General features: G+C 72.3%; 26 protein-coding genes. 9 read left to right on the top strand and 17 right to left on the bottom strand.

Annotated features, from left to right (window positions below; translation table 11 throughout):
• Positions 1 to 4: 4 nt before the first annotated feature.
• From GA0070617_RS13975 to GA0070617_RS13915, 13 genes are all read right to left on the bottom strand, one after another.
• On the bottom strand, positions 5 to 1216 hold the full coding sequence (locus GA0070617_RS13975; RefSeq protein WP_091446380.1) for a CaiB/BaiF CoA transferase family protein: 1212 nt from the start codon (positions 1214 to 1216) through the stop codon (positions 5 to 7).
• A gap of 123 nt (positions 1217 to 1339) precedes the next feature.
• On the bottom strand, positions 1340 to 2773 hold the full coding sequence (locus GA0070617_RS13970) for an FAD-dependent oxidoreductase (protein WP_091437333.1): 1434 nt from the start codon (positions 2771 to 2773) through the stop codon (positions 1340 to 1342).
• Positions 2770 to 3576, bottom strand: a complete 807-nt coding sequence (locus GA0070617_RS13965) for an alpha/beta fold hydrolase (protein WP_091437329.1) — start codon at positions 3574 to 3576, stop codon at positions 2770 to 2772. The genes GA0070617_RS13970 and GA0070617_RS13965 overlap by 4 nt, the downstream gene beginning before the upstream one ends.
• Position 3577: 1 nt before the next feature.
• Positions 3578 to 3898 (bottom strand): BMC domain-containing protein, encoded by a 321-nt coding sequence (locus GA0070617_RS13960; protein ID WP_229688497.1) that lies wholly within the window; start codon positions 3896 to 3898, stop codon positions 3578 to 3580.
• A 1-nt stretch (position 3899) separates the two neighbouring features.
• Positions 3900 to 4187 carry a EutN/CcmL family microcompartment protein gene (locus GA0070617_RS13955; protein WP_091437326.1) on the bottom strand — a complete coding sequence of 96 codons (288 nt, stop codon included), beginning with the start codon at positions 4185 to 4187 and terminating at the stop codon, positions 3900 to 3902.
• 19 nt (positions 4188 to 4206) lie between these two features.
• On the bottom strand, positions 4207 to 4839 hold the full coding sequence (locus GA0070617_RS13950; RefSeq protein ID WP_091437323.1) for a hypothetical protein: 633 nt from the start codon (positions 4837 to 4839) through the stop codon (positions 4207 to 4209).
• A 1-nt stretch (position 4840) separates the two neighbouring features.
• The gene (locus tag GA0070617_RS13945) at positions 4841 to 6001 is read right to left on the bottom strand and encodes a class I SAM-dependent methyltransferase (protein WP_091437321.1); all 1161 of its coding nucleotides are present in this window, start codon (positions 5999 to 6001) and stop codon (positions 4841 to 4843) included.
• Positions 5998 to 6816, bottom strand: a complete 819-nt coding sequence (locus GA0070617_RS13940) for a hypothetical protein (RefSeq protein WP_139135659.1) — start codon at positions 6814 to 6816, stop codon at positions 5998 to 6000. The genes GA0070617_RS13945 and GA0070617_RS13940 overlap by 4 nt, the downstream gene beginning before the upstream one ends.
• 34 nt (positions 6817 to 6850) lie before the next feature.
• Positions 6851 to 7150 carry an ethanolamine utilization microcompartment protein EutM gene (gene eutM / locus GA0070617_RS13935; RefSeq protein WP_217628932.1) on the bottom strand — a complete coding sequence of 100 codons (300 nt, stop codon included), beginning with the start codon at positions 7148 to 7150 and terminating at the stop codon, positions 6851 to 6853.
• Positions 7151 to 7240: 90 nt separating this feature from the next.
• The gene (locus tag GA0070617_RS13930; protein ID WP_091437314.1) at positions 7241 to 9268 is read right to left on the bottom strand and encodes a hydantoinase B/oxoprolinase family protein; all 2028 of its coding nucleotides are present in this window, start codon (positions 9266 to 9268) and stop codon (positions 7241 to 7243) included.
• Positions 9265 to 11325: a hydantoinase/oxoprolinase family protein gene (locus tag GA0070617_RS13925; RefSeq protein WP_217628809.1), complete on the bottom strand. Its 2061-nt coding sequence runs from the start codon at positions 11323 to 11325 to the stop codon at positions 9265 to 9267. Before GA0070617_RS13925 ends, GA0070617_RS13930 begins: the two co-directional genes overlap by 4 nt.
• Positions 11326 to 11360: 35 nt before the next feature.
• Complete coding sequence (locus GA0070617_RS13920; RefSeq protein ID WP_175440526.1) at positions 11361 to 12974, bottom strand: ABC transporter substrate-binding protein; 1614 nt, start codon at positions 12972 to 12974, stop codon at positions 11361 to 11363.
• A 145-nt stretch (positions 12975 to 13119) separates the two neighbouring features.
• Positions 13120 to 13386 carry a hypothetical protein gene (locus GA0070617_RS13915; RefSeq protein WP_139135658.1) on the bottom strand — a complete coding sequence of 89 codons (267 nt, stop codon included), beginning with the start codon at positions 13384 to 13386 and terminating at the stop codon, positions 13120 to 13122.
• Between the two features lie 369 nt (positions 13387 to 13755).
• Between GA0070617_RS13915 and GA0070617_RS13910 the strand changes: the two genes are divergently transcribed.
• From GA0070617_RS13910 to GA0070617_RS13895, 4 genes are all read left to right on the top strand, one after another.
• Positions 13756 to 14544 carry a cupin domain-containing protein gene (locus GA0070617_RS13910; protein WP_175440525.1) on the top strand — a complete coding sequence of 263 codons (789 nt, stop codon included), beginning with the start codon at positions 13756 to 13758 and terminating at the stop codon, positions 14542 to 14544.
• A complete protein-coding gene (locus tag GA0070617_RS13905) occupies positions 14541 to 14990 on the top strand; it encodes a dimethylsulfonioproprionate lyase family protein (RefSeq protein ID WP_091437299.1) in 450 nt (149 codons plus the stop codon). Before GA0070617_RS13910 ends, GA0070617_RS13905 begins: the two co-directional genes overlap by 4 nt.
• 110 nt (positions 14991 to 15100) lie before the next feature.
• The gene (locus GA0070617_RS13900) at positions 15101 to 16591 is read left to right on the top strand and encodes a CoA-acylating methylmalonate-semialdehyde dehydrogenase (RefSeq protein ID WP_091437297.1); all 1491 of its coding nucleotides are present in this window, start codon (positions 15101 to 15103) and stop codon (positions 16589 to 16591) included.
• A 58-nt stretch (positions 16592 to 16649) separates the two neighbouring features.
• Positions 16650 to 17714, top strand: a complete 1065-nt coding sequence (locus tag GA0070617_RS13895) for a GlxA family transcriptional regulator (RefSeq protein WP_091437294.1) — start codon at positions 16650 to 16652, stop codon at positions 17712 to 17714.
• On the opposite strand, the gene GA0070617_RS13890 is transcribed toward GA0070617_RS13895, so the two are convergent.
• From GA0070617_RS13890 to GA0070617_RS13880, 3 genes are all read right to left on the bottom strand, one after another.
• Positions 17612 to 17947 (bottom strand): hypothetical protein, encoded by a 336-nt coding sequence (locus GA0070617_RS13890; RefSeq protein WP_139135657.1) that lies wholly within the window; start codon positions 17945 to 17947, stop codon positions 17612 to 17614. The two genes, GA0070617_RS13895 and GA0070617_RS13890, sit on opposite strands and share 103 nt — an antisense overlap.
• A 108-nt stretch (positions 17948 to 18055) precedes the next feature.
• On the bottom strand, positions 18056 to 18700 hold the full coding sequence (locus tag GA0070617_RS13885; protein WP_091437290.1) for a response regulator: 645 nt from the start codon (positions 18698 to 18700) through the stop codon (positions 18056 to 18058).
• On the bottom strand, positions 18697 to 19806 hold the full coding sequence (locus GA0070617_RS13880; RefSeq protein ID WP_217628808.1) for a sensor histidine kinase: 1110 nt from the start codon (positions 19804 to 19806) through the stop codon (positions 18697 to 18699). The genes GA0070617_RS13885 and GA0070617_RS13880 overlap by 4 nt, the downstream gene beginning before the upstream one ends.
• A gap of 111 nt (positions 19807 to 19917) precedes the next feature.
• Between GA0070617_RS13880 and GA0070617_RS13875 the strand changes: the two genes are divergently transcribed.
• The 3 genes from GA0070617_RS13875 to GA0070617_RS13865 all read left to right on the top strand — a co-directional run bounded on the left by GA0070617_RS13875 (position 19918) and on the right by GA0070617_RS13865 (position 21998).
• Positions 19918 to 20649: an ABC transporter ATP-binding protein gene (locus tag GA0070617_RS13875; protein WP_091437288.1), complete on the top strand. Its 732-nt coding sequence runs from the start codon at positions 19918 to 19920 to the stop codon at positions 20647 to 20649.
• Complete coding sequence (locus tag GA0070617_RS13870) at positions 20646 to 21410, top strand: ABC transporter permease (RefSeq protein WP_091437286.1); 765 nt, start codon at positions 20646 to 20648, stop codon at positions 21408 to 21410. Before GA0070617_RS13875 ends, GA0070617_RS13870 begins: the two co-directional genes overlap by 4 nt.
• Positions 21411 to 21479: 69 nt before the next feature.
• Positions 21480 to 21998, top strand: a complete 519-nt coding sequence (locus tag GA0070617_RS13865) for a hypothetical protein (protein WP_091437284.1) — start codon at positions 21480 to 21482, stop codon at positions 21996 to 21998.
• A 31-nt stretch (positions 21999 to 22029) separates the two neighbouring features.
• Here GA0070617_RS13865 and GA0070617_RS13860 read toward each other — a convergent pair whose 3' ends face one another.
• On the bottom strand, positions 22030 to 22857 hold the full coding sequence (locus GA0070617_RS13860) for an amidohydrolase family protein (RefSeq protein ID WP_139135656.1): 828 nt from the start codon (positions 22855 to 22857) through the stop codon (positions 22030 to 22032).
• Between the two features lie 113 nt (positions 22858 to 22970).
• Between GA0070617_RS13860 and GA0070617_RS13855 the strand changes: the two genes are divergently transcribed.
• Positions 22971 to 24347: a M20 metallopeptidase family protein gene (locus GA0070617_RS13855; RefSeq protein WP_175440524.1), complete on the top strand. Its 1377-nt coding sequence runs from the start codon at positions 22971 to 22973 to the stop codon at positions 24345 to 24347.
• Positions 24344 to 25348 carry a Gfo/Idh/MocA family protein gene (locus tag GA0070617_RS13850; protein WP_091437278.1) on the top strand — a complete coding sequence of 335 codons (1005 nt, stop codon included), beginning with the start codon at positions 24344 to 24346 and terminating at the stop codon, positions 25346 to 25348. The genes GA0070617_RS13855 and GA0070617_RS13850 overlap by 4 nt, the downstream gene beginning before the upstream one ends.
• The last annotated feature ends 7 nt before the right edge of the window (positions 25349 to 25355 follow it).

Genomic DNA, 25355 nt, shown 5'->3' with positions numbered 1-25355 from the left:
GCCGCTAGATGACGCCGCTGGTGCGCAGCGCGTCGATCTCGGCCGTCTCCATGCCCACGATGTCGGTCAGGACCTCGTCGGTGTGTTCACCCAGCCGCGGTCCGGTCCACTTCACCCGTCCCGGGGTCATCGACAGCCTGGGCACCACGTTCTGCATCGGGAACTCGCCGAACTCGGGGTGGGCGATCCGGACGATCGCCTCGCGGGCGGCGAAGTGCTCGTCGCGCAGCATCTCCGGGGCCCGGTAGACCCGCCCGGTCGGTACGTCGTTCTCGATCATCACCGCCATCAGTTCCTCGGTGTCGTGCTGCCCCGACCACTTCGCGATGATCTCGTCCAGCTCGACCTGGTTGCGGCCCCGTGCGGCGTGGCTGGCGAAACGTGGGTCGGTGCCCAGCTCCGCCATGCCCATGGCCACGGCCAACCGGCGGAAGACGGTGTCCTGGTTGGCCGCGATGAGCACCAGCCCCTCGTCTCGGGTCGGGTACACGTTGGACGGGGCGATGTTGGGCAGGATGGCGCCGGTGCGCTCGCGCACGTGGCCACCCAGGGCGTACTCGGGAAGCAGCGACTCCATCATCGCCAGGACCGCCTCGTAGATCGCCGAGTCGACGATCTGGCCGCGGCCGGTCCGGTCGCGCACCCGCAACGCCAGCAGCGCGCCCAGGGCGGCGAAGGTGCCCGCCAGGGAGTCGCCGAGGCTGATGCCGACCCGGCTCGGCGGGGTCTGCGGGTCGCCGACGACGTACCGCAGGCCGCCCATGGCCTCCCCGACGGAACCGTAACCGGGGCGTGCCGAGTAGGGGCCGTTCTGGCCGAAGCCGGAGACCTGGACCATGACCAGGCCGGGGTTGGCCACCGACAGCTGCTCGTAGCCGAGCCCCCAGCGCTTCATCGTCCCGGGGCGGAAGTTCTCCACCACCACGTCGCACTGGGCGATCAGCCGCCGGGCGACGTCCTGCCCCTCGGGGGTGCGCAGGTCCACGGTGACCGACTTCTTGTTGCGGGCCACGATCGGCCACCACAGCGACTTGCCGTGCGGCTTCTCCTGGCCCCACTCGCGCATCGGGTCGCCCTGACGCGGTGGCTCGCACTTGATGACCTCGGCGCCGAAGTCGGCCAGCAGCTGGCTGCAGAAGGGCCCCGCGAGCAGGGAGCCGAACTCGACCACGCGCACGCCGTGCAGCGGTCCTTCGTGGTGCAGATCGCTAGTCATGAACACCTCTCATAGCAGCCACCGAGTGGTCGTTGTATACAACAGTGATGCACCACTCGCTGTCAACACTTGTTTTTGCCGGCACGGACTCGGCGTCCGCGCCTTTATGCATACATATGCCGGTCAGGGGTCCACACTCGTCCGCTCGCCCAGCCGTCGGCCCAACCGCCGTCCGAAGGCCAGCGCCGGGGTCACCGCCATCCCGCCGCAGAACGCCGCCCCGCTGGTGGCGCCCATCCCGATGGCCTCCCCGATCGCGTGCAGCCCGGCCACGGCCGTGCCGTCGGCCCGCCGGACCCGGAAGTCGGTGTCGACGTCCAGTCCGCCGAAACTGCACAGCAGCGCGGCCACCGACCGCACCGCGTAGTACGGCGGTCGGCTGACCGGATGTCCCAACACCCGGCGACCGAGCGGGTCCACCCCCTGCTCGACCGCCAGGTTGAACGCCCGCACGGTGCGCTCCAGCCCCGGCGCGTCGATGCCCGCCCGGCGGGCGAGGTCGGCGAGGTCGTCGGCGACCCACGCCACGTCCCCCCGGCGCGCCTCCGTCCGGAACCGGTCGGCACCCCAGGCGGGTACCAGTGGCGCGCCCGCCGCCACGGCCGGCTCGTCACAGACGATCCAGAACTCTGCCCCCGGTTGCTCCTGCACGGCCCGTTCGTGGCGCGTGACGTCGTCGAGGTCCTCGGCGACGAACCGTTGCCCCGCCGAGTTCACCCAGATCTCCCGAGGCGGGCGCTCGGCCGGGGCGAGGTGGGCCAGCTCGGTCCAGAAGTCCACCCGGCCGGGGTCGGAGCGGCGCTCCAACAGGCCCAGTCGGGGCGTGTGCAGGTCGGCGAAGCGGACGCTGCCGCCCAGTGGCACCGCCAACTCGATCGCGGTACCGGTCGAGGTGGGTGCCGCGTTGGTCACCAGGCGTGGCCGGTTCGGCGTCAGCGCACGGAACAGGTCGGGGTTGGCGCCGTACCCGCCCGAGGCCAGGACGGTGACCCCGGCGCGGAGCTCGCGGGGGCCCTCGGCGGTATGCACCACGGCGCCGGTGACCACGCCCGCGGTCGTGGTCAACTCCGCGGCACGCGTGCCCAGCCGCAGGCTGACCCGGCCCGCGCTGACCTGCTCGGCAAGCAGCGGTCGCAGGGTCTCCAGGATCGACCGGCCGTGCCCGGTACCCCAGTAGGTCCGGGGCCGGGAGTACGGGGAGTGCCCGTGGTAGACCACTGGCGTGCCCGGAGCGAAGGGGAAACCGTTGTCGTCCAACCAGTCGACGAGCCCCGCGGCCTCGTCGACGGCGAGCCGGATGAGCGCCGGGTCCCCCCGGTGGTGCCCGATCCGCAGCACGTCGGCGAAGTGCCGGTCCGGGTCGTCGTCGATGCCCGCCCGACGTTGCCGACGGGTGCCCGCGGCGCTCAGGTGCCCGGCCGAGACACCCAGCGTCCCGCCGATGTCGGCACCCACGTCGACCAGCTCGACCCGCAGCCCCGCCCGCGCCGCCTCGATCGCACACGGCAGACCGGCGGTGCCGGCCCCGATCACCAGCAGGTCCGCCTGCTCGCTCACCGGGCACCGACCCGGTCGGCCCCCGGCTCACGCCCGGTGACAAAGGACGACACCACCGCGGCGAACTCCTCCGGCACCCGCCACGGCAGCTGACCGGTGGTGTCGGTCAACCGGACCGCCGTGGCGTCGGGACGGATCTCCCGGGCCAGTGCGTCGCCGCCGGCCAGCATGTCCCGCTCCGCGGTCAGCAGCAGCACCGGGCAGGGCACCGTGCGCAGCGGCTCGGTCGGGTCGTACCGGAAGGCGGCCCGGTAGGCCCAGTTGTAACGCTCGAAGACCGCGGCAATGTTCGCCACGGCGAGGTTGACGAGTGCCGGGGGCCCCTCCCAGATGTCGAGGTAGCGGGCCCAGAGTTCGCGCAGGTGCCCACCGGCCGGGTCGATCGGCTTGTCCGGCGCCCAGGACGCGCCCAGTCGTTCCCGTTCGGCCCGGTCCAGCACCAGGCCCGACAGGATCGCGTGGGTGACCCGGCCGGGCTCGGCGAGGTGGGCCACCGCAAGCGCCAGCGAGGCACCGGTGTGCTGCCCCGCGACGGCGAACCGGCCGATGCCCAGCGCGTCGACGGCGTCGAGCAGCAGGCGGGCGTAGTCGGGGATCTCCGGGGTGCCGGCGGGCGGGTCGGAGAGCCCGTACCCGGGCGTGTCCAGGGCGTAGGCGCGCAGCGACCGGCCGAGGGCGGGCAGGGCCGGCTCGAACACGTTGGACGCCTGCGGCGACTCGTGGAAGAGCACCAGCGCGGGGCCACCGGTACCGCTGGCACGGTAGTGGATCTGCGCCCCGGCCGGGCCGACGTAGCCACGCATGTCACTGCTCCCCAGGTCGGGTGGTGGGGGGTTCGACCGGTCCGGCGTCACGCAGGACCGCCGTCGGTACGGCGGGTCGACCGATGACCGTCGACGCGACCGTGCCGCCGATCGCGGTGACCGCCAGCCGGGCACTCTCCACCGCCGCCGTCACCGACGCCATGTCGCCGACGACGGAGACCGTCACGATCCCGTCGCCGATCCGGCGGACGCCGATCAGCCGCACCTGGGCCGCCTTGGCCATCACGTCGACGGCGACGATCGAGGCGGTCAGTCCGTGCGTCTCGACCACGCCGAGGGCACCGGTATCCCACAGGTCCACGTCAGTCCTTTACGTAGTTGACCCACGCCTCGGTCTCCAGCCGGTCGACGATCGCGACGATTGTGGAGTCCACGGGCGCCTGACTGGATTGCCGTTGCACCAGCCGTGCCGCACCACCCATGGCGACCAGGACGACCTCTCCCCGGCCGGCCCCGACGGTGTCGACGGCGACGTACGGCTCCACGGCGTGCGTCTCACCCAGGGGCGCGACGACGAGCAGCTTGGCGCCGGTCAGCTCCTCGGACTTGACGGTGCTGACCACCGAGCCGATCACCCGGGCGATACGCATGCCGAACCACCTCGTTCCTCTAGCGTCGGTGCGACCAGGGTCTGGTGTCGAAGGCGCGGCGGACCGCGTCCCGGGCCGACTCCACCTCCGAGTGCAGCCCGGAGACCCACAGCCGACCGAACTGGCCGACCCCCCGGACGTCCACGATCTTGACCCCGGCGGACTTCTCCACCTCGTTGCCCACGGCGGAGATGTACGCCGCGGGTTGGCACTCGACCACCAGCATCGACTCGCCGGCCACCAGCAGTGAGCCCTTGCGGGAACGGTTCACCAGTTGCGCCTGATAGGCGTCGATGTTGGAGACGATCTTCGCCGAGACCAGTTCCGCCGGTTGCGCGTCGGCCTCGGTGAACCCGAGCAGGTCGAGGATGGTCTGACCGGCCTGACGGACCGCGTCCTGCGACATCGAGTGCAGTTCCGTCATGCCGTACTGCCGCTCGACGACCTGGGAACCGGGGCGGACCCCGGCAGCCTTGACCGCGGCGTCGACCAGGGCGTAGACGTCGCTGCCCGGGGAGATCTCCAGGTAGAGCTCGGACATCCCCTCGACCACCGGATCGCCCGACATCACGCTGCCGAGCAGGGCGGCCATCTGCGGTTGGAGCCGGTCCACGAACGCGAAGGTGCGCAGCTCGACGGCGCTGTGGGCCATGTCAGCGCCGACCCACGAGCAAGGCCAGGGTGCCGCTGCTGCGGCGTTCACCGCTCTGCAGCACCCGGCCGGTGGGGGTGGAGACCTCCTCGACGCAGTCCCGCTTGCAGGACAGCTCGGTGCAGTCGCCGGTGAACCCGGCGTCCCGGGCGGCCTGGACCAGGTCCATGTCCCGCATCGGCCCCCAGAACGGTTCGTTGTTGTTCCAGGTGTCCCAGTCGATGAGGAACTGCGCCAGCGGGTCCAGGCCGGCGTAGCCCGGGAAGTCCGCGTGGATCATCATCCCGCCGGGGGCGAGCAGCCGGTGGCACTCCCGCAGGACCGCGCGGACCGCCTCCGGTGGCATCTCGTGCAACAGGATGTGCGAGACGACCAGGTCGAAGTGCCCGGTGGGAAACGCGGTGGCCTCCGCGTTCTGCTGGGAGAAGTGCACCTTGCGGCCCAGAGACTCGGCACGGCCGTGGCCGTATCGCAGCAGGGCCGCGCCGACGTCGATGCCGTGCACCTCGGCGTCGGGATAGGCGTCCACGTACGGCAGGGTCGAGTTGCCCACCCCGCAGCCGATCTCCAGGATGCGCCGGGGCCGGAAATCCCGGTGCTCCGGCTTGAGGTAGTTGTTCACCACCGACTGGCCGTAGTCGTCGTTCAGCTCGCCCATCTGCCCGGTGGCGTAGACGTAGACGCCCCGGTCGTAGAGCGCACCGGCGGTGACGTCGCCCGGGGCGTACTCGCCCCGGTAGCCGCCGGGCATGGCGTGGATGTCGATGCCCCAGAAGTACCAGGGCAGTTCGAAGTCGTGATCCAGTTCGAGCGAGCCCCGCACCCGCCCGGACGGCTCCGCCTTCGCCCGCAGGTCGTCCAGCTGGCGGACGATGCTGTCGGCCACCACGTTCCAGAGCAGGTCCTGGCTCGCCCGCCGGACCGAACTCCAGAGCTGGTAGTACGGCTCGGGTTCCATCGCCCGGCGGACCGTCTCACGGTCCCGCGGCGGGACACCCATCTCCCGCTGGTAGCGGGGTGCGACGCGGTGCGCGTACAGCTCCCGGACCCCGGGGGTCACCTCGGTGGAGATGTGCGCCTTCAGGGCCCGCACGAAGGTTTCCCGGGCGAGTTCGTCGTGGTTCTCCGTCGGCAACAGGCCGTGCCGGTGCTGCTGTTTCACTTGCCCTCCCCCACCTGCGCGAAGGCCTGCCGGATGACCTCCCGGTAGGACTCCGGGGTCTCCTCCCGCACGATCTCCTCGCGCCACTCGTAGAAGACCCGCAGTACCCGGGCGACGAACGCCGCCGCCTCGGCGTCCCTGGTCTCGGCGTCGGAGGCGGCGACGGTGAAGTCGTCCACCGCACCCCGCTCCACCACCCGCCGGTCGGCGAGCAGCTGTTCCAGGGTCATCACCCGCTCCCGCAGCACCCACACCTCCGAGGTGAGGGTCACCATCGTCGAGACCAGGGCCTCCATGCCCGGCTCGGCGAAGAACTGCGGGCGGGCGCCCTTGGCCTTGCGGGGCAGCGTCTGTCCGGGCAGCGGTTGGGCCTGCTCGGGGCTGCCCACGCCCGGCCCGCCGTAGGCGCCGAGCGCCCGCAGCGTCTCGGTCGCCACCGTCGAGGCGTCGGCGTCGGGGTTGGCGGACACCACCGCGGCGGCGATGGTACGGATGGTCCGTTCCGCCTCCTCGGCGCCCTCGCAGCCACACGAGCAGCCGTCGGTGTCGTCGCAGCCGCCCGGGGTGCCGGTGGTAGCGGAGGCCCCGGCAGGGGTGCCGGTGGTAGCGGAGGCCCCGGCAGGGCCGGCCGTCGCCTGGACGGGGGCGGACGCCGCCCGACCGTCCGCCGCGCCCCGGCGAACGGTGATGCCGAGCCCCCGGGCGATGTCCTCCGCGTGCGGGGAGATCAGGTCACCCGGGCCCAGCAGGACCTCGCGCGGACCGTCCGACCGGGCGACGTCCTCGATGTCGACAGCAGTCCACACCCGACTCATGTGTCAAGCTCCTTCGATGAACATGGGGGCCGGCTCAGGACTTCGTTCCGCCCCGGGTCGACCCGGTCGGCAGGATCGCCTCGACCTCGGTGTGCGGGCGGGGGATGACGTGCACGGAGACGACCTCACCGAGCCGGGAGGCGCTGGCCGCGCCGGCGTCGGTGGCCGCCTTGACCGCGCCGACGTCGCCCCGGACCACGACGGTGACCAGGCCGCCGCCGATGTACTCGGTGCCCACCAGGACGACGGTGGCGGCCTTGACCATCGCGTCGGCGGCCTCGACCGCCGCGACCAGGCCCCGGGTCTCGATCATGCCGAGCGCGGACATCTGCAGGTCAGCCATGACAGTTCTCCTCTACCAGTGTGTCGGCGGGCGGATGCCCGTCGTCGCCCAGAACCGTGGTGGTCTGGAAGTGGGGTGGACTCATCGCCCGGTCACCTGACGGGCGATGTGGTGCACGAGCGCCTCCAACGGCGCCCGCGCGGGTCGCGGTGTCCGGGTCGGCCGTTCGCCGCCCGCTGCGGCCACGGTGCCGCGCGGGCGGGCCCGGGGCGCACCGGAGGAGCCCGGCGCGGGGGTTGCCGGCTCCGGTGCATCTCGGGCGCCCGCCGGTGCACGCGGCGGTTCCAGGCCGGTCTCGGCGCGGCAGCGCGCCCGCAGTTCGTCGAGGGTGCCGCCCCGGTTGAACCGCAACGGTTCCGCCGGCCGTTCGACGGCCAGCTTCGCCCGCAACGCCCGGGTCCCTTCGGCGTCGATCCGGCCGCCGGTCAGGACCACCCCGTACCGGCGGGCGCCCTCGACGGTGACCAGCCCCCGCTCGACGTCGTGGCGTACCTGCTCCGGGTCGCGCTCCAGCGGGTCGCCCCAGCCGCCACCGCCCCAGGTGACGAAGTGCAGGAGGTCACCGGGTCGGACCGCGACGTGGTCACACTTGGCCGGCACCACCTGCCGTGACCCGTCGGCCCGGGCCAGGATCTTCGTGCCGCGCTCACCCGGCTCGCCGCCGAGCACCCCCCAGGGCTTGGTGAACCACCGGTCGTCGTGGATCGACACCTCGCCCGGTTCGAGGAAGCGGTAACCGACCCGGATGCCGTTGCCGCCCCGGTGCCGGCCCGCGCCCCCGGAGTCCGGGACCGACTCGTAGGACTCGATCCGCAGCGGGTAGTAGGCCTCCAGGTACTCGTTCGGCACGTTGGTGAACGAGGGCCACATCGAGTGGCCGTCGAAGCCGTCGCCGACCGGGCGGGCCGGGACGCCGCCGAAGCCGATCTGGTACAGCTGGAACCACTTACCCTGCCGGTCCAGGCCGGAGAACATCAGGTGCGGGCTGGAGGAGAACCCGGCGGCGGCCAGGAAGTCCGGCTGGCACTGCCCGAGCAACCCGGCGAGCACGTCGAACAGCCGCCCCAGGGCGTGGGTACGGCACGAGACGGCCGCCGGCCGCCGGGGCTTGAGCAGGCTGCCCTCGGGGATCCGGACGTCGACCAGCGGATAGAACCCGTCGTTGAACAGGATCATCGGGTCGACCGCCATGATGGTGTAGACCCCGAAGAACATCCGCAGGATGTTCTCGTTCAACAGGAAGTTGATCGATCCCTCGGCCTGGTCGCTGGTCCCGGTGAAGTCCAGCACCACCTGGTCGCCGTCGCGCCACAGCGAGCAGCGGATGCGGAACGGTCCCTCGCCGCGCCCGTCGTCGTCGACGAAGTCCTCGAAGGTGACCGGCTGCTCGGGCACGACCTGGCGGAACAGCTTCGCCATCGCCTGCCGGTTGCGCTCCAGCAGCAGCTCCAGGGTGGACAGGTAGGCGTCGACGCCGAACCGTTCGCAGAGTTCACGTACCCGCACCTCGGCGGTCCGGCAGGAGGCCAGCACCGCGTTCAGGTCGGCCCGGTTCCAGCTGGGCAGGCGTACCTGGTTGAGCACGGTGTCCAGGAGTTGCTGGTCGAGGGTCCCGGCCCGGAACAGCTTCACCGGCGGGACGATCACACCCTCCTCGTGGATCGACACCGCATCGGTGGGCAGGCTTCCCGGGACCTTCCCGCCGACGTCGCTCATGTGACCGAACATCGCCGCCCAGCCGACCAGGGCCCGCTCGAAGTAGATCGGCAACAGCACCAGCCAGTCGTTGGCGTGGCTGATGGCGCCGTCGCAGGCGTAGGGGTCGGAGGTGAAGAAGACGTCCCCCTCCTCGACCGTACCGTCGTAGCCGGAGAGGAAGCCGTCGATGAAGGAGCCGAACTGCCCGGCGACCATCCGGCCCCGCCGGTCGGCGATCAGCGGGAACGCGTCGTGCTGCTCGCGGATGCCCGGTGACATCGCGGTACGCAGCACCACGGCGTCCATCTCGAAGCGGGCGTTGCGCAGGGCGTTCTCGACGATGTCGAGCACCGCGGTCTCGACCTCGACCGGGCGGGCCTGCCGGGCTGTCTCGACGATGACCGCACTCATCGGGTCCCTCCCTGGTCAGCGGGCAGGATGAGCAGGTTGCCCAGCCTGTCGACGCGCGCGACGCAGCCCGGCAGGACCAGGCTGGTGGAGTCCATCTCGACCACGATCGCCGGCCCGGCCAGCTCGTTGCCGGCCCGCAGGGCGGTGCGGTCGTAAAGCGCCGCCTCCTGCCAGCCGCCGTCGACGTAGACCTGCTGCCGGCCGATGACCGCCTGCGCGGCATCCCGGTCACCGGACTCGATCTCGACGGGAACGATCCGCTCGGCGTCGGAGAGCCCCACCGCCCGGATGTTGACCACCTCGTGCCGCTCGTCGAGGGAGAACCCGAACAGGCGTCGGTGCGCCTCGTCGAAACCGCCCCGCAGTGCGCCGAGCAGGTCCGTGCGCCGGGCCGCGTCGACCTCGACCGAGACCTCGAAGCCCTGGCCGTGGTAGCGCACGTCCGCCTCGTACCGCACCGACCGTGCCTCGGCGGGCACCCGGGCCCGGTCGAACTCCGTGTCGATCTGCCCGGCCAGCTCGGTGAACTCCCGGCGCAGCAGCTCCTCGCCGACCTCGTCGAGCGGACGGACCAGCGACCTGTTCGCCTCCGCCCGGACTCCGGTCGAGGCGTCGCCGTAGGCGCACAACACCCCCGGCGACTGGGGGATCACCACCGGCCAGGAGCCCAGGAGCCTGGCCAGGGCGTTGACGTGCAGCGGCCCGGCCCCGCCGAACCCGAACAGCGCGAAGCGCCTCGGGTCGTAGCCGCGCTGCACCGAGACCAGCCGCAACGCACCGAGCATGTTCTCGTTGACGATGTCGATGATCGCGGCGGCGGCCGCCTCCACCGACACCCCGAGCCGGGTCGCGACGGTCCCAACCGCGGTCCGGGCCTTCTCCACGTCCAGCGGCATCGCGCCGCCCAACAGGGCGTGCGGCAGGTAGCCCAGGACCACGTTGGCGTCGGTGACGGTCGGCAGTTCCCCGCCCCGGCCGTACGTCGCCGGTCCGGGCAGGGCTCCCGCGCTGGCCGGTCCGACCCGCAACGCACCGGTCAGCTCGGGTACGTGCGCGATGGAGCCGCCACCGGCGCCCACCGTCTGCACGTCGATCGACGGGGCCCGGACGGCCAGGTCGGCCACGGTCGTCTCGCGGCGGATGACCGGGCTGCCGTTCTCGATCAGCGCGACGTCGGTGGATGTGCCGCCCATGTCCAGGGTGAGCAGGTCCGGGTGACCGGCGGCCGGTCCCAGGGCGACCGCCGCGGCGACCCCACCGGCGGGGCCGCTCATCAGCAGGCTGACCGGGATGTCCTCGGCCCGTTCGAAGGTCATCAGACCACCGTCGGAGCGGAGCACCCGGCGCTCGCCCACCAGCCCCTGGTCGACCAGTTTCGCGCTGAGGTTACGCAGGTAGGAGCCGACTCCGGGGCGTACGTAGGCGTTGGCCACGGTGGTCAACGTCCGCTCGTACTCGCCGAGTTCCGGCAGCACCCCGGCGGAGGTGGAGACCGGCACGCCGGGCGCCTCGGCGGCGGCGATCTCGGCGGCCCGCTGTTCGTGCGCGGGGTTGGCGTAGGAGTTGACGAAGCCGATGGCCAGGGCGTCGACGCCCCGGTCGACCAGGTGCCGCACGGCGGCCCGGACCGCCGCCTCGTCCAACGGCTCGACCTCCTCGCCCCGGGCGTCGAGCCGGCCGCCGACCTCGCGGACGTCGGCCAGCGCGACAAGCTCGGCCGGTCGGTCCCAGACGATCCAGCCGCCGAGTCCGCCGGGCACGAACGACCTGGCGATGTGCAGGACCTGCCGGTAGCCGACGGTCACCACCAGGCCGACCCGGGCGCCACGGCGCTCCAGGACGGCGTTGGTGGCCACCGTCGTGCCGTGCAGGAACTGGCGGATGTCCGCCGCGCTGGCCCGGGCGTCGGCGAGGACCCGGGTGACCCCCTCGACGACTCCCACGGACTGGTCCTGGGGTGTCGAGGGCACCTTGGTCCGGCGGGTCCGCCCGGTCGCCTCCTCGATCAGCAGCACGTCCGTGAAGGTGCCACCGACATCAACCCCTAGTCGGTACATCAGTGCACATCCCGCTTTCTCGAGTTCCGACTCGCCTAGGAGACGCTGATGTCGTAGTAGTTGACGTGGCCCTGCGAGTAGCTGACGAAGCCGTCGACGCCCTTCTTGAAGACGTAGTACTTCTGGGAGTCGACAAGCGGGATCGCCGGCATGTCACCGACCAGGAAGTCGTTGACCTGCTTGACCAGCGCGTCGCGCTCGGGTCCCGGCTGGGTCTCCAGGATCTGGCGGGACAGCCCGTCGAGGGTGGGCGAGCTGTAGTTCTGCAGGTTGGTCAGGCCACCGGTGGAGTAGAAGACCTGCAGGTAGTAGGCGGGGTCGGGGACCAACGGTGTGCTGGTGGCCAGCCAGGTCTGCAGCTTGCCCTCGCGCTTGGCGGTGTCGAAGTCGGCGCCGGAGGCGACGTTGTTCAGTTTCACCTCGATACCGACCTTGGCCAGCTGCGACCGCAGCAGCACGGCCACCTGCTCACTGTGCGCACCCACGTTCGCCGCGTTGTAGGCCAGCTCCATCGGGAAGCCGTTCGGCAGTCCTGCCTCGGCCAGCAACTGCTTGGCCCGGTCCAGGTCGTGGGCCAGCGGCCGGCTCGCCGCGGGGGCGCCGAAGTCGTCGTGCATGAAGTCGGTCGAGGGTGCCGAGAAGCCCTGGTACGCCGAGTCGACGATGGCCTGCCGGTCGACCGCGTACGAGATGGCCTCGCGGACCCGCTTGTCGTCGAAGGGCTCCGCCTTGAGGTTGGGCACCAGCACGTCGATGTTCGGGTAGAGCACCCGTTCCAGCCGGGCGTCACCGCTGTTCTGCAGCGAGGAGAGCTGGTCGAAGGTCATCGCGGTGGCGACGTCGACCTGCCCGCTCTGGGCCAGTTGCAGCCGGTTGGAGGTGTCGGCGACCGCCCGCACCACCACGTCCCTGACCTTGGGCGTACCTCGGAAGTAGTTCTCGTTGGCGGTGAGCCGGACCTCCTTGCCCGGGTCGAACGACCGCACCTGGTACGGCCCGAAGGTCGCCGTGTTCTCCCCCAGCCACTTGTAGGCGTACGGGTCGTCCGCGGTGGCGTGCTTCTTGGCCTCCACCGAGTCGTAGATCGTCATGAAGAACGTGGTCAGGATGGAGAGACTCACCGCGTTGGGCTGGGCGACGTTGATCGTGAAGGTCTTGTCGTCGACGACGGTGATCGGGTTGGTGACGTCCCAGCCGCCGATCCCCATCAGGATCTTGGCGATAGGCACGCCTGTGCTGTTGACCATCCGGTCGACCGACCACTTGACGTCCTCGGCGGTGATCGGGTTGCCGAACTGACTCTTGGCGTCGCGGAGCGTAAAGGACATCTTCTTGCCGCCGTCGGTCAACGTCCAGGACTCGGCGAGTTCGGCTTCGAGCTGGTCCGGTGTCTGTAGTTTCGTCGCGCCGGCCTCGGGCTTCACGAAGCGCACCAGGGTGCCGGCGGTGTTCGGTAGCAGATCGATCGAGATGTAACCCTGGTAGCGCTCGGAGTCGAGACTCGACAGGACTCCCGGGGCGGCGATGGTCAGCGTCCGCCCGGAGGCGTCCGACTCTTCCCGCTCGCCGCCGCCACCGCAGGCCGCGAGAGCCAGGCCCGCCACGGCGAGCACTGCCACGGCCCGCACCCGAACGGAACGTCTTCCCATGCCGACACCTCCACATTGTGTGCAAGCTTGTTCCATCTAGTGCTGCGAACCCGGTAAAGCGGATAACACGAGCGATGCTTGTATACAAATACCGGCCTGTCAAGGCTCTGACCAGCCGAATCCCGGCGGCCGACCCGGCGGGTACTCACTCCGCGCGACGGGCCACGAACCGACCGGCGCCCCGGCGCACGACGGACCACCCGCCACGGGGCAGCGCGCCGCCGAGGCAAAACGCGTCGACCTGGCCGGGCACGTACCACCGCCCGGACGGGGCATCTATATGTGTATGCACATCGACACCTTCAGCACGGAAGACCTTGCCCCGGAGGTCGATCTTCTCGATGTCGGCCGACTGCCGGACCGGACCCACGCACTCGATGCGCCTCGAATAGGTCAGCACGTCAGACACCATGATGCAGTCCTCGGCGACCACCGCTCCGCCGACCAGACCACATCTTCGCGGCATTTCTCCCCGATCAGAACAGGTGAGGAAACGCGACCGACAGAACAGGCTAAGCGCCAGATCGTATACAACCCTGCGGCTGAGGCACAAGAACCAGACGCCGCCCCGACCGGACTCCCCCGGCCCGGCCCGGTGACGGCCCGCACACCCCCGTCGGAACACCCCATTGCCGCTTATTGCATACAACCATCACTAAGACCTCCGGTGGAGCGAGGAGACAAGCCGCTCCTACCTGCTCGCAGCAGCACAGGAGGAGCGGAGCCCTAGACGATGCCAAGCAGATTACATACAATCTGGCCTCCGACTGAAGGAGGCAACGTGGCCCACTCCGGCAAGCGACGGGTCGTCCTCGACCAGGTGCCCCAGCGGGTCTGGCGGGCACCGCACCTGCCCTTCGGACTACGCACCCGGCACATCAACGACGACCCGGAGACCGGCGCGCAGACGCTCGTCGTCGACGTCCCGCCCGGTTGGCAGATGCCCGCCCACTGGAACAGCGCCGACCTGGAACTACTGGTCCGCGACGGTGACCTGACGATCGCCGGACGTCGGTGCCGGCGCGGGCACTACCTCTTTCTGCCCGCCGGCACCGAACTCGGCCCGATCTCCTCGACCGAGGGCGCCACCCTGATCTTCTGGACGGACGCGCCGTTCGAGGTCCGCACGGACGAGCGGCCCACGCCGTCGAAGCCGCTCGGCGAGACCGTCGACATCTTCGACCAGACGAACTGGCTGCCCGTCCAGGAGGCGTTCGCGGGCGTCACCGACACGAGCAGTCACGGCGACATCGAGGTGCCCACCCAGTGCATCCGGCTGCGCCGGGTCGAGGAGACCGGCAAGGACACCATTCTGTTCGTCCTGCCGCGCCGCTTCGCCAAGACGGCGCTGGAGTTCCACCACAGCACGGAGGAGATCTTCTTCCTCGACGGCTGGTGCGCCACCGACCCCGAGCACGTCTACCGCGCCGGCGAGTACCTGTGCTGGGAGCCCGGCGTCATCCACGGCGTGGTCACCGGCTGGGAGGCCATCTGCCTGTCCAAACACCACGGCCCACTCACCAGCCCGCAGATTCCGCTCGGGGCGACCAGCGTGGACGCCGAGCGGTGACGGCGCTGCCGCCCACCGGCGGTCGGCGGATCGCCTCCGGCGGGGGTACGCGCGCGGGCTTCGTCCTGCACCGCGCCGACCTGGCGTACGAGCTGATCTCCGCGCTCAACCACAACCCGGACGACGAGGGACTGGTGCACCGCCTGGTCGACCGGCAGGTGACCGGGGATCCGGACTGCGAGTTCCTCACCGGGGTCTACCGGATGGAGCCCGGGATGAGGCACCCGCCGCACCTGCACGCCGCGTCCGCCGAGTTCTACTACGTGCTGTCCGGAACGGCGCTGTTCCGGCTGGCCGACGAGCAGTTCGAGGCGGGCCCGGGGACGGCGATGTACATCCCCGCCGGTGTCGCGCACGCGATCGAGACCGGCGACGCGGACGGCATGGAGCTGCTGTACGCCTTCAGCACCCCGGACCTCCAGGGCATCGGCACCCGCTGGCTGTGACCGCCGGCTGAGCCGGCCCGGCGCACCCCCGGTGCTCCTGGGCCGGCGGATCGGCACACCCCCGTAGCAACATCCGGCGCACCTCGCGTCGGTCGACGAAGGAGAATACGGTGCGCAGCATCGAGCACTGGATCGGCGGCGCGTCCGTCACCGGCACCGAGTACGCCACGGTGCACCAGCCCGCCACCGGTCAGCCCCAGGCCCGGGTCGCGGTCGGCGGGCCGGCGGAGGTCGACCTGGCCGTCGCGGCGGCGGTCCGGGCGCAGGAGTCGTGGGGCGAGATGTCGCTGTCCCGCCGGACGAAGGTCCTGTTCCGGATGCGGGACCTGGTGGAGCGGCACGAGGACGACCTGGCCCGACTCGTCACCGCCGAACACGGCAAGACCGTCGAGGACGCCCGCGGCGAGGTGATCCGTGGCCGGGAGGTCATCGAGTTCGCCTGCGGGATCCCGCAGCTGCTCAAGGGGGCCTACTCCGACCAGGTGTCCACCGGCGTGGACTCGTACTCGCTGCGCGCCCCGCTGGGGGTCTGCGCCGGTGTCACCCCGTTCAACTTCCCGGTCATGGTGCCGATGTGGATGCACCCGGTCGCCATCGCCTGCGGCAACACCTTCGTGCTCAAGCCCAGCGAACGCGACCCGTCCGCGTCGAACCTCGTCGCGCAGCTCTACGCCGACGCGGGACTGCCCGACGGCGTGTTCAACGTGGTGCACGGCGGCCGGGCGGCGGTCGACGCGTTGCTCGACCACCGGGACGTACAGGCGGTGTCGTTCGTCGGTTCCACGCCGGTCGCCCGGTACGTGCACGGACGCGCCTCGGCGAACGGCAAACGGGTCCAGGCCCTCGGCGGGGCGAAGAACCACGCCGTGGTGCTGCCCGACGCCGACCTGGCCGACGCGGCCCGGCAGATCACCGCCGCGGCGTACGGCTCCGCCGGGCAGCGCTGCATGGCGATCTCCGCCGTGGTGGCCGTCGGGTCGACCGGTGACGAGTTGGTCCAGCTGCTGGGCCGGGAGGCCGCGACGGTCGTGGTGGGCCCCGGCGACCAGGAGCACGCCCAGATGGGGCCGTTGGTGACCAGCGAGGCACGGGACCGGGTGATCGCCGCCGTCGGCGCGGCGCAGCAGGCCGGGGCCACCGTGGTCGTCGACGGTCGGGAGTTGAGGGTGGCGGGCCACGACGGTGGGTACTTCGTCGGCCCGTGTCTGCTGGACCAGGTGACCCCGCAGATGTCGGCCTACCAGGAGGAGATCTTCGGTCCGGTGCTGGTCGTGCTGCGGGCGCAGACCCTCGACGAGGCCATCGGGATCATCAACGCCAACCCGTACGGCAACGGGACCGCGCTGTTCACCTCGGGCGGGGCGGCGGCCCGCCGTTTCGTGCGCGGCGTCACGGTCGGCATGATCGGCGTCAACGTCCCCCTGCCGGTGCCGATGGCCTACCACTCCTTCGGTGGTTGGAAGGCCTCCCTCTTCGGCGACACCCACGTGCACGGCCCGGAGGGGGTGGCGTTCTACACCCGGGGCAAGGTGGTCACCAGCCGGTGGCCGGGGCGCGCCGAGGCGTCCCGCTCCGACTTCCACTTCCCCACCGCCTCCTGACCGGCCCCGCCCGGCCCACGGGGGCGTCGGCGGCCCGGCCCGGCGGTAGGGTCGGACGATGGGCGGGGTACGCGTGGTCGTCGTCGGCTACCCGGCGGCCGAGCTGCTGGACATCGCCTGCCTGACCACGACCTTCGACTACGCCAACCGGGCCGGGCGGGACCCGCGCTACACGGTCGGGGTGGCCTCCCCCGGTGGCCGGCCGATCAGCTGCCAGGCCGGGTTGACGCTGGCGGCGCAGACGAGCCTCGAACGGCTGCGCGGGCCGATCGACACGCTGATCGTCGCCGGCGGCGAGGGCCACCTGGCCGCCGCCGGCGACGCCCGTCTGGTCGGGCACGTACGTCGGCTGGCGCGGGAGACCCGCCGGGTGGCGTCGGTCTGCACCGGCGCCTCCGTGCTGGCCGCCGCCGGGCTGCTCGACGGCCGCCGGGCCACCACCCACTGGATGTTCGCCGACCAGCTCGCGGCCACCTATCCCGCGGTACGGGTCGATCCGACGCCGCTCTACGTCCGCGACGGTCAGGTGAGCACCGCCGCCGGGGTCACCAGCGCCCTCGACCTCGCCCTGGCGTTCGTGGCCGAGGACCACGGCGGGGAGGTGGCCCGGCGGGTGGCCCAGGGGCTGGTGACCTACCTGCACCGGCCGGGCAACCAGGCACAGATGAGCATGTTCCTGACCGCACCGGCACCGAGTGACGCCCTGGTCCGGCGGCTGGTCGCGATGATCAACGATGCGCCGGCCGCCGACCTCAGCCTCACCGCGTTGGCCGCCCGGGCGGCGGTCAGCGAACGGCACCTGACCCGGCTCTTCGTCGCCCAGCTCGGTCAGACCCCGGCCCGCTACGTCCGTACGGTCCGGTTGGAGGCGGCGGCCCACCTGCTCGCGTCGAGCCGGTTGCCGCTGGCCCGGATCGCCGACCGCTGCGGTTTCGCCTCGGCGGAGGCGCTGCGGCAGGCGTTCGTCGACCGGTACGGCGTCACGCCCTCGGGTTACCGGGCCAGCTACCGGGTCACGGTTCAGCCGAGCGCCGCGAGCACGAGAAACCCGACCCCCAGCGGCACGTCCAGCAGCATGCAGAACTCGGCCAACGACCGGGGCACCACCCGGTCGCGCCGGTAGTGCCACAGGTCCCAGACGCCGTGCCCGGCCAGCACCAGGCCGCTGAGCACGAGCCCGACGGTCGGCGCGAGGTACAGCGAACCGACCGCAAGGGTGCCGAACCCGACCAGCGCGCCGGTCTGGGCGATGAGCGCCGGTCGGGACGCCCGGCCGAGCAGGCTCGGCCAGCGGTGGGTAGGCGTCGACCACCGGGGTACGCCGCCCGACCGGGATGGCACTGTGGAGGTTGTCATGCCCCGACGATGCCGCCCCCCGGTCGACCCCATCGAGCGGGACCGGGTGCCCGGTCCGGAATCCTGGGGTGCCGGTCCGGTGCGCACCGGGCCGACCCGGACGGCGGCTCAGCCCAGGATGCCCTCGTGCAGGGCCCGCAGGACCGCGTTGGTGCGGTCCCGGGCGCCCAGTTTGAGCAGAATCGTCGACACGTGGTTCTTCACCGTGCCCTCGGCCAGGAACAGGATCCCGGCGATCTCCCGGTTGGTGTACCCGCCGGCCACCAGCCGCAGCACCTCCACCTCCCGTTCGGTCAGCTCCTGCGGCGGTGGTGTCTCCACCCCGACCGGCCCCGGGGTGTCCCGGATGGCCCGCAGCAACCGGTCGGTGATCGACACCGCGATCAGGGTCCCGCCGGCCGCGAGGGTCTCCACGGCCCGGGTCAGCTGGGCCAGCGTGACGTCCTTGAGCAGGTAGCCGCGCGCCCCGGCGCGCAACGCGTCGAGCACGAGGGTGTCGTCGTCGAAGGTGGTGAGCACCAGCACCGGCACGTCCACGGCCCGCTCCCGCAGCTGCCGTAGGGTCCAGAGGCCGTCGCGGTGCGGCATCCGCAGGTCGAGCAGGACCACGTCGGGCGTGCTGGCGGCGATCACCTCCAGCGCCGCCGCACCGTCACCGGCCTCACCCACCACCGTGCAGCCGGCCAGTTCGAGCAGGGTCCGGATGCCCTGCCGGACCAGGGTCTGGTCGTCGACCACCACCACCCGGGTCATCGCCGCGGCACCCGACCGACGACCCGGAACCCCGCACCGCCGTCGTACTCGACGGCACCGCCGAGGGCGGCGAACCGTTCGGCGATGCCGCGCAGCCCGTTGCCCTCGACCACCTCGGTCGCGCCCTGCCCGTCGTCGGTCGCGGTCAACCTGATCGTGTCACCGTCGACCGCGACCTCCACCCGCAACCGGCGGGCCCCGGCGTGCCGCAGGGTGTTCGTCACGATCTCCTGCACGGTACGCACCAGGGCGGCGGTCTGTTCCTCGTCGGCCAGTACGTCGTCGCCCACCTCGACCGTGACGGCCAGCCCCGGCACGTCCCGGCCGACCGCGCGCAGCGCCTCGGCCAGGTCGGTGGCGGGGCCGGCGCGCAGCGTACCGACGGTGCTGCGGACGTCGGCGAGGACGTCGCGGGCCACCCGGTTGGCCCGCTCGACGTGGGCGCCGGCGGCGTCGGCCGGGCGGTGCCGGGCGGCCTCCAGCTCCAGGGTGAGGACGGTGAGCTGGTGACCGATCAGGTCGTGCAGTTCCCGGGAGATCCGTAGCCGCTCCGCCGTGCGTGCGGACCCGGCCAGCAGCACGCTCGCGGCCTGCAGGTCGACGTGGGCCCTCGCCAGCTCGCGGCGCAGCTGCTTCTCCCGACGGACCGCGGTCACGCTGAACACCGTGGCGAGTTGGATCAGCCCGTAGAACGCCGCGGCCATGCCGAGTTGGAGACCCACGTCGTTGATCCGGCCCATGGCCACGCCGATGACGACGGTGTTCAGCGCGACCACCACCAGGTTGGCCGGGAGGCGGACGACCTCCGGGCCGAACGCGGCGAGCACGACCAGCAGGATCGGCAGCAGGCCGGCCTGCGGTGCGGTCACCACCACGGCCCAGCCGGCCAGCACCGCCGTGCCGTAGGCCACCCGGCGCCGGACCGGCCGGACCGTCGTGCCCGCCACGGCGGTCAGCGCCGCCATCATCGTCGTCAGGAACAACCCGACCCAGACCGGCACCGGCACGTCCGGGTCGACGACGCCGACCACGACCGGGGACGCCGCGCCCACGCAGACCAGGAGCATGGCCAGGCCCGACCACTCGTCCAGCCCCATCCGCCGCATCGGTCCAACCTACCCACCGGGTACGGCCCGCCGACGGTGCCGAAAGTCATGGTCGGTACGCCTGACCGACGGCACAGGCGCGGGCCCGGGTGGCGCACCCACCATGGCGGTATGAACGAACCAGTCATCTGTGCCGAACACCTGTCGAAGCGGTACGGCGACGTCGTGGCGGTCGACGACGTGAGTCTGCGGGTCGCCGCCGGCGAGGTGCTGGGCCTGCTCGGGGCCAACGGCGCCGGCAAGACCACCACTGTCGAGCTGATCGCCGGTCTGCGCACCCCGGACCGGGGCCGGGTCACCGTCGCCGGTCTGGATCCGCGCCGGGACCGGGCGGCGCTGCGGCAGGTGCTCGGTGTGCAGCTGCAACAGGCCCAGCTGCACCACGCGTTGACCGTCGCCGAACTGGTCGGGCTCTACCGCAGTTTCTATCCCGATCCACGCCCGGCCGCCGAGCTGCTCGACCTGGTCGGGCTGGTCGACCGGCGGCGTACCCGGTTCGAGAAGCTCTCCGGCGGCCAGCAGCAGCGGCTCTCCATCGCCCTCGCGCTGGTCGGCCGGCCGCGTGTGGTGATCCTCGACGAACTCACCACCGGCCTGGATCCGCACGCCCGGCGCCGGGTGTGGGCCGGCGTGGAGGCGCTGCGCGACGAGACGGTGGTGCTGGTCAGCCACGCGATGGACGAGGTCGAGCGGCTCTGCGACCGGGTCGCGTTGCTCGACGGCGGCCGGATCGTCGCCCTGGGCACCCCGGCCGAGTTGGTGGCCCGGACCGGCACGGCCGACCTGGAGGAGGCGTTCGTCGCCCTCACCGGTCGCGACCTCGGGCGGGAGGCTGCGGCATGACCGCCACGACGGCCCGGCGACCGGGGCCACGGGCCTGGCTGACGCTGATCCGGTGCGAGGCGAAGATGGTGGCCCGGGACACCGCCGGGCTGGTGGTGCCGATCGGCCTGCCTCTGCTGATCATGGTGATGAACGCGTCGTCGGCCGGGCGGCAGGAGGTCGGCAACGGCCGCTCGGCCCTGGACGTCCACGTCCTGCCGCTGGTCTTCACCATCGTCATCGCCTCGATCGGCATCATCAACATGCCGAGCTTCCTGGCCTACTACCGCCGCAGCGGGATCCTCCGCCGGTTCGCGGTCACCCCCGCCTCACCGGCGATGGTGCTCGGCGCACAGGTGGTGGTGAGCCTGGGGCAGGCCGTGGTCGGCATCGCCGTGGCGTACACGGTTGCGGTGAGCGCCCTCGGTGCCCGTCCGCCCGCGCACCTCGGGGTCGCCCTCGGTGTCGTCGGGCTCGGCGTCGCCGCGATGTACGGCCTGGGTCTGCTGGTCGCCGCCGTGGCACCCACCCCGAACTCCGCCGTGGCGATCGGGCTGGTCGGCTTCTTCGCCCTCGGCGCGGTCGGCGGGCTGTTCGGCGGCGCGGACGCCCTGCCGGAGCCGGTCCGGCAGGTCGGCGGGTTGCTGCCCTTCGGCGCCACGGTCGAGGCGCTCTCCGCCGCCTGGGCGGGGCTGCCGGTCGACGCCACGAACCTGGCCGCCCTGGTGGTCACGGCGGTGCTGGGCCCGGTCGTGGCCGCCGCGCTGTTCCGCTGGCAGTGACCCGGTCCGGTGCCCCGGTCGGCGGCCACCCGCATCGGCGGGTGGTGGCCGACCGATAGGTTGTTCGGCATGTCGCAGCCCGCACCGGACAGCCCGTCGCCCCGCAAGCTCGTCTGGGCTCCCGAGGCCGTACGCGTCCAGGTCGAGGAACCCCCGGTCGGGGTGGCCCGGTTGATGACCATGGCCGTGACCACCGCGATGGTGCTCAGCTGGCCGCCGATCTTCCTGGTCCTCGCCGGTGCCACCCTGGTCGCGCCGGCGGTGACCGACCGGGCCGGCATCGGGGCGACCGCCGGGTGGGCGGCGCAGATCGCCGTGCTGGTCGCGGTGGGCACGATGATCACCGCGGTGGTGCGGCGCGGCAGGGTTTCCGAGGGCCCCGACGGGGACACGTCGCTGCGCACGACCGCGTTGCGGGTGGCGTTGCACTCCGTGGTCACCGGCGGGTGCGCGGCGCTGGTGCTGGCCTGGCACGGGCTCGGCGTCGGTCAGGTCCTGGTCCTGGTGGCCGTGATCGTCACCGTGGTGCATGTGCTGCCGGTGGTGGTGGCCCGGGTTGCTGGCCGGGCGGCGCGACGCCGTCGGTGACGACGCCGGAGCAGCGGTACCCGCGCCGGCCTCAGGTCTGCAGGGCGCGGTGCAGGTTGGCGCCGAGGATGTCGGCGCGTTCGGTCGGGCTGAGGTCGTCCAGCCCGACCGGGTCGAGGGTCTGCGCGAACGAGACGTGGTCCAGGCTGGGCGGGAAGTCCGAGCCCCAGTAGAGCCGTCGGGTGCCGAAGCTGTCCAGCAGCACGTCGACGAAGGGGCGGGCGGCCGGGTGCGGCCAGGCGTGGCTGGGCTCGCTTACCGCGTACAGGCCGGAGATCTTGACCCCGACGTGCGGTAGCCGGGCCAGGGCGCGCAGCGGGGCGAGGGCCTCGGCGGCGTCCCGCGCGGCCGGCGGGGTGGGTCGGCTGCCGGGCAGCCCGAGGTGGCTGAAGAGCACCGGGCAGCCGTCCAGCGCGGCCAGCGCAGGGCCCATCCGGGCGGTCGCGGCGGGCGTGGCGTTGAGGCTGACCACCGCGCCGGCCCGGGTCAGCGCCGGGGCGGCGGCGGTCAGCCAGTCGGCGAACCGCTCGGCCCGTGCGGCGTCGGCCAGGTAGCCGGCCACTCCGACGAAGCCCGCCGACCACCACCGGCGCAGCGTGTCGTCGGTGGGCGGCGCGTCGGCGGGGACGTAGCCGACCGGGGCGATCCAGTCGTGGGTGCGGGCCAGTCCGGCCAGGTAGTCGTTGTTCCCGGCGAAGCGCGGCTCGCCCTCGTACCCGACGACCAGCGCCCGGCCGATGCGGTGTTCGCGGCGGAGGTCCTCGTACAGCGCGACCTCCGGTCCCCCGGCGGGCGAGCGGCCGTAGCGGCCCGGGTACCCGTCGGCGAAGAGGTGCAGGTGGGCGTCAGCGCGGTCCATGGTCACGGACCATAACCCAGTTTTCTCCTGGTTATTGACGTGGCCACCCCCCTGACTTAGGTTCTTGTCTCAATTAGGTCCGGATTGCAGGCCGCGAGCGAGGGGTGAAGCGGGTGACGCTGGCAAGCGACGAGGTTGACGAGCTGGTACGGCTGCGTCGTCAGCTCCATCACCATCCCGAGCTGCGGTTTACCGAGCACGCGACAGCCGGGTTGCTGGCCGGGATGCTTCAGCCGTTCGGCCGGGTCCGTACCGGACTTGCCGGCACCGGCCTCCTCCTGGAGGTTGACGGCCCCCTCCCCGGACCCGCCGTGCTCCTTCGGGCCGATATGGATGCCTATCCGGTCCAGGACGTCAAGACCGAGCCGTACGCCTCGACGAACGCCGGGATCTGCCACGCCTGCGGACACGACGTGCACATGACCGTCGCGTACGGGGTGGCCGCCCGGCTCGCCGCCGACCCACCGGCGCGGGGGTCGGTGGCCGTGCTCTTCCAGCCCGCCGAGGAGATCCCCTTCGGCGAGGCCTCCGGCGCCGCGGCCGTACTGCGCGACGACGCCCTGCGCGGGCGGCGCTTCGACGCCGTCCTCGGCCTGCACTGCTGGCCGGACCTGCCGGTCGGCACGCTCGGCGTGGACCGGGCCACCGCGATGGCGGCCAAGGACGCCTTCCGGGTCGAGGTGCTCGGCCGGACCGCCCACGCCGCCACCCCGGCACTGGGCCGCGACGCCATCCTCGGCCTCAGCGGCATGGTCAACCTGCTGCACGCGGCGGTGGCCCGCTCCCGCAACGCCGACGAGCTGGTCGCGTTCAACATCGGCACCATCGCCGGAGGCGCCAGCCAGAGCCAGGTCGCCGGGTACGCCGAGGCGACCGGCACCCTGCGCACCCACGACGAGGCGGTCCGCGAGCGGCTCAAGACCGTCATCGAGCGCCTCGCCCGGCAACAGGCCGCCGCCCTCGACCTCGGGGTGCGGTTCACCTGGGCCAACGAGATGCCCCCGGTACGCAACGCCGCCGAACTGGTCGCGTTGGCCCACACCGAGCTGTCCGACCTGGTCGAGGTGGTCGACCTGGCCGTGCCGCCGCTGACCACCGACGACTTCGCCCTGCTCGGCGCGCTCGGCCCCAGCCTGTACGTCAAGCTCGGGGTGACCGGCGAACGCGGCGGCGCCCCCCTGCACTCCGGCACCTTCGACGTCGACGAACGCTGCCTGGCCGTCGGGGTGACCGCCCTCGACCGGCTCACCCGCGCCGTGCTCGACGGCCGGCTCACCCCGTCCGCAGCGCCCCGGTCGACCGACGCCCCGACGGGAGGGCCGTCGACGGCCGGCGCACCGGCGGCGCAGCGAACAGGCTCGGCCGACGCACCGGCGGCGCAGCGCACAGGCTCGGCCGACACACCGGCGGCGCAGCGAACGGGGTCGGCCGACGCGAACGGCTCGGCTGCCCCGGGTACGGACCCGACCGTCGCGGCGGTGCCGTCATGATCACCCCGCCCGAGGTCGCGGTGATCGGGGCCGGCGCGTTCGGGCAGCGGCACGTGGCCGCGTACCGGTCGCTGGGGGTGCCGGTGACCGCGCTGGTCGACCCCGACCCGGTCACCCGGGCCCGGGTGGCCGCCGCACACGGGGTGTCCCGGACCTTCGCCACCGTCGAGGAGTTGCTCGCCGACGCGGCGCCGCAGGCGGCCTCGGTCTGCGTACCCGGTCCGGCGCACCGGGCGGTCGCGGTGGCGTTGCTCGCCGCCGGCGTACCGGTGCTGGTGGAGAAGCCGCTCGCCGCGACGGTGGCCGACGCCGCCGCGATCGTGCGCGCCGCGCACACCCACGGGGTGCTCTGCCAGCCGGGGCACATCCTGCGGCACAGCGCCCCGCACCGGGCACTGTACGAGGCGGTACGCGCCGGTCGGCTCGGGCAGGTGCTGGCGGTCTCCTCCCGCCGGGACCGGCCCCGCACCCTCAGCCGGCTCTTCCCCGACGAGCACCCCGCCCTGCTCACCGCCGTGCACGACATCGACCTGGCGATCTGGTACGCCCAGTCCCCGGTGGTCGAGGTGCGCGCGGCGACCCGGACCCGACCCGGACCGGCCGCGCCGGTCCTGGTCTGGGCGGAGCTTCGGCACGCCAACGACGTCGTGTCGTCGATCCGCAACAGCTACCTGCTGCCCGAACACACCGCCAACCACACGAGCGACCTGGTCGAGGTGTACGGCACCGACGGTGTCGCGCACGTCGACCTCGGCCACCCCACCCTGCTGGTGCAGGGCGAGACGACCGAGGCACCGGACTGGTTGCTGTCGCCGCCCGACGGTGGCGGCGCGCTCGCCGCACAGCTGCGCCACTTCGTCGCCCAGGTGACCGGCACCGAGTCCACGGCGGTCGTCCCGCTCGCCGACGGACTGCACGTGGTGCAGGTCGCCGCCGCCGTCACCGACAGCGCCGCCGCCGGTGGCGCTACCCGCCGGATATCCCCCGATCCCCTCTCCTGACAGGAGC

It is taken from the genome of Micromonospora yangpuensis, from assembly GCF_900091615.1.
Lineage (GTDB): Bacteria > Actinomycetota > Actinomycetes > Mycobacteriales > Micromonosporaceae > Micromonospora > Micromonospora yangpuensis.
Note: the sequence above shows the minus strand (reverse complement) of the source record. Positions and strands in the feature narration are given on the sequence as shown.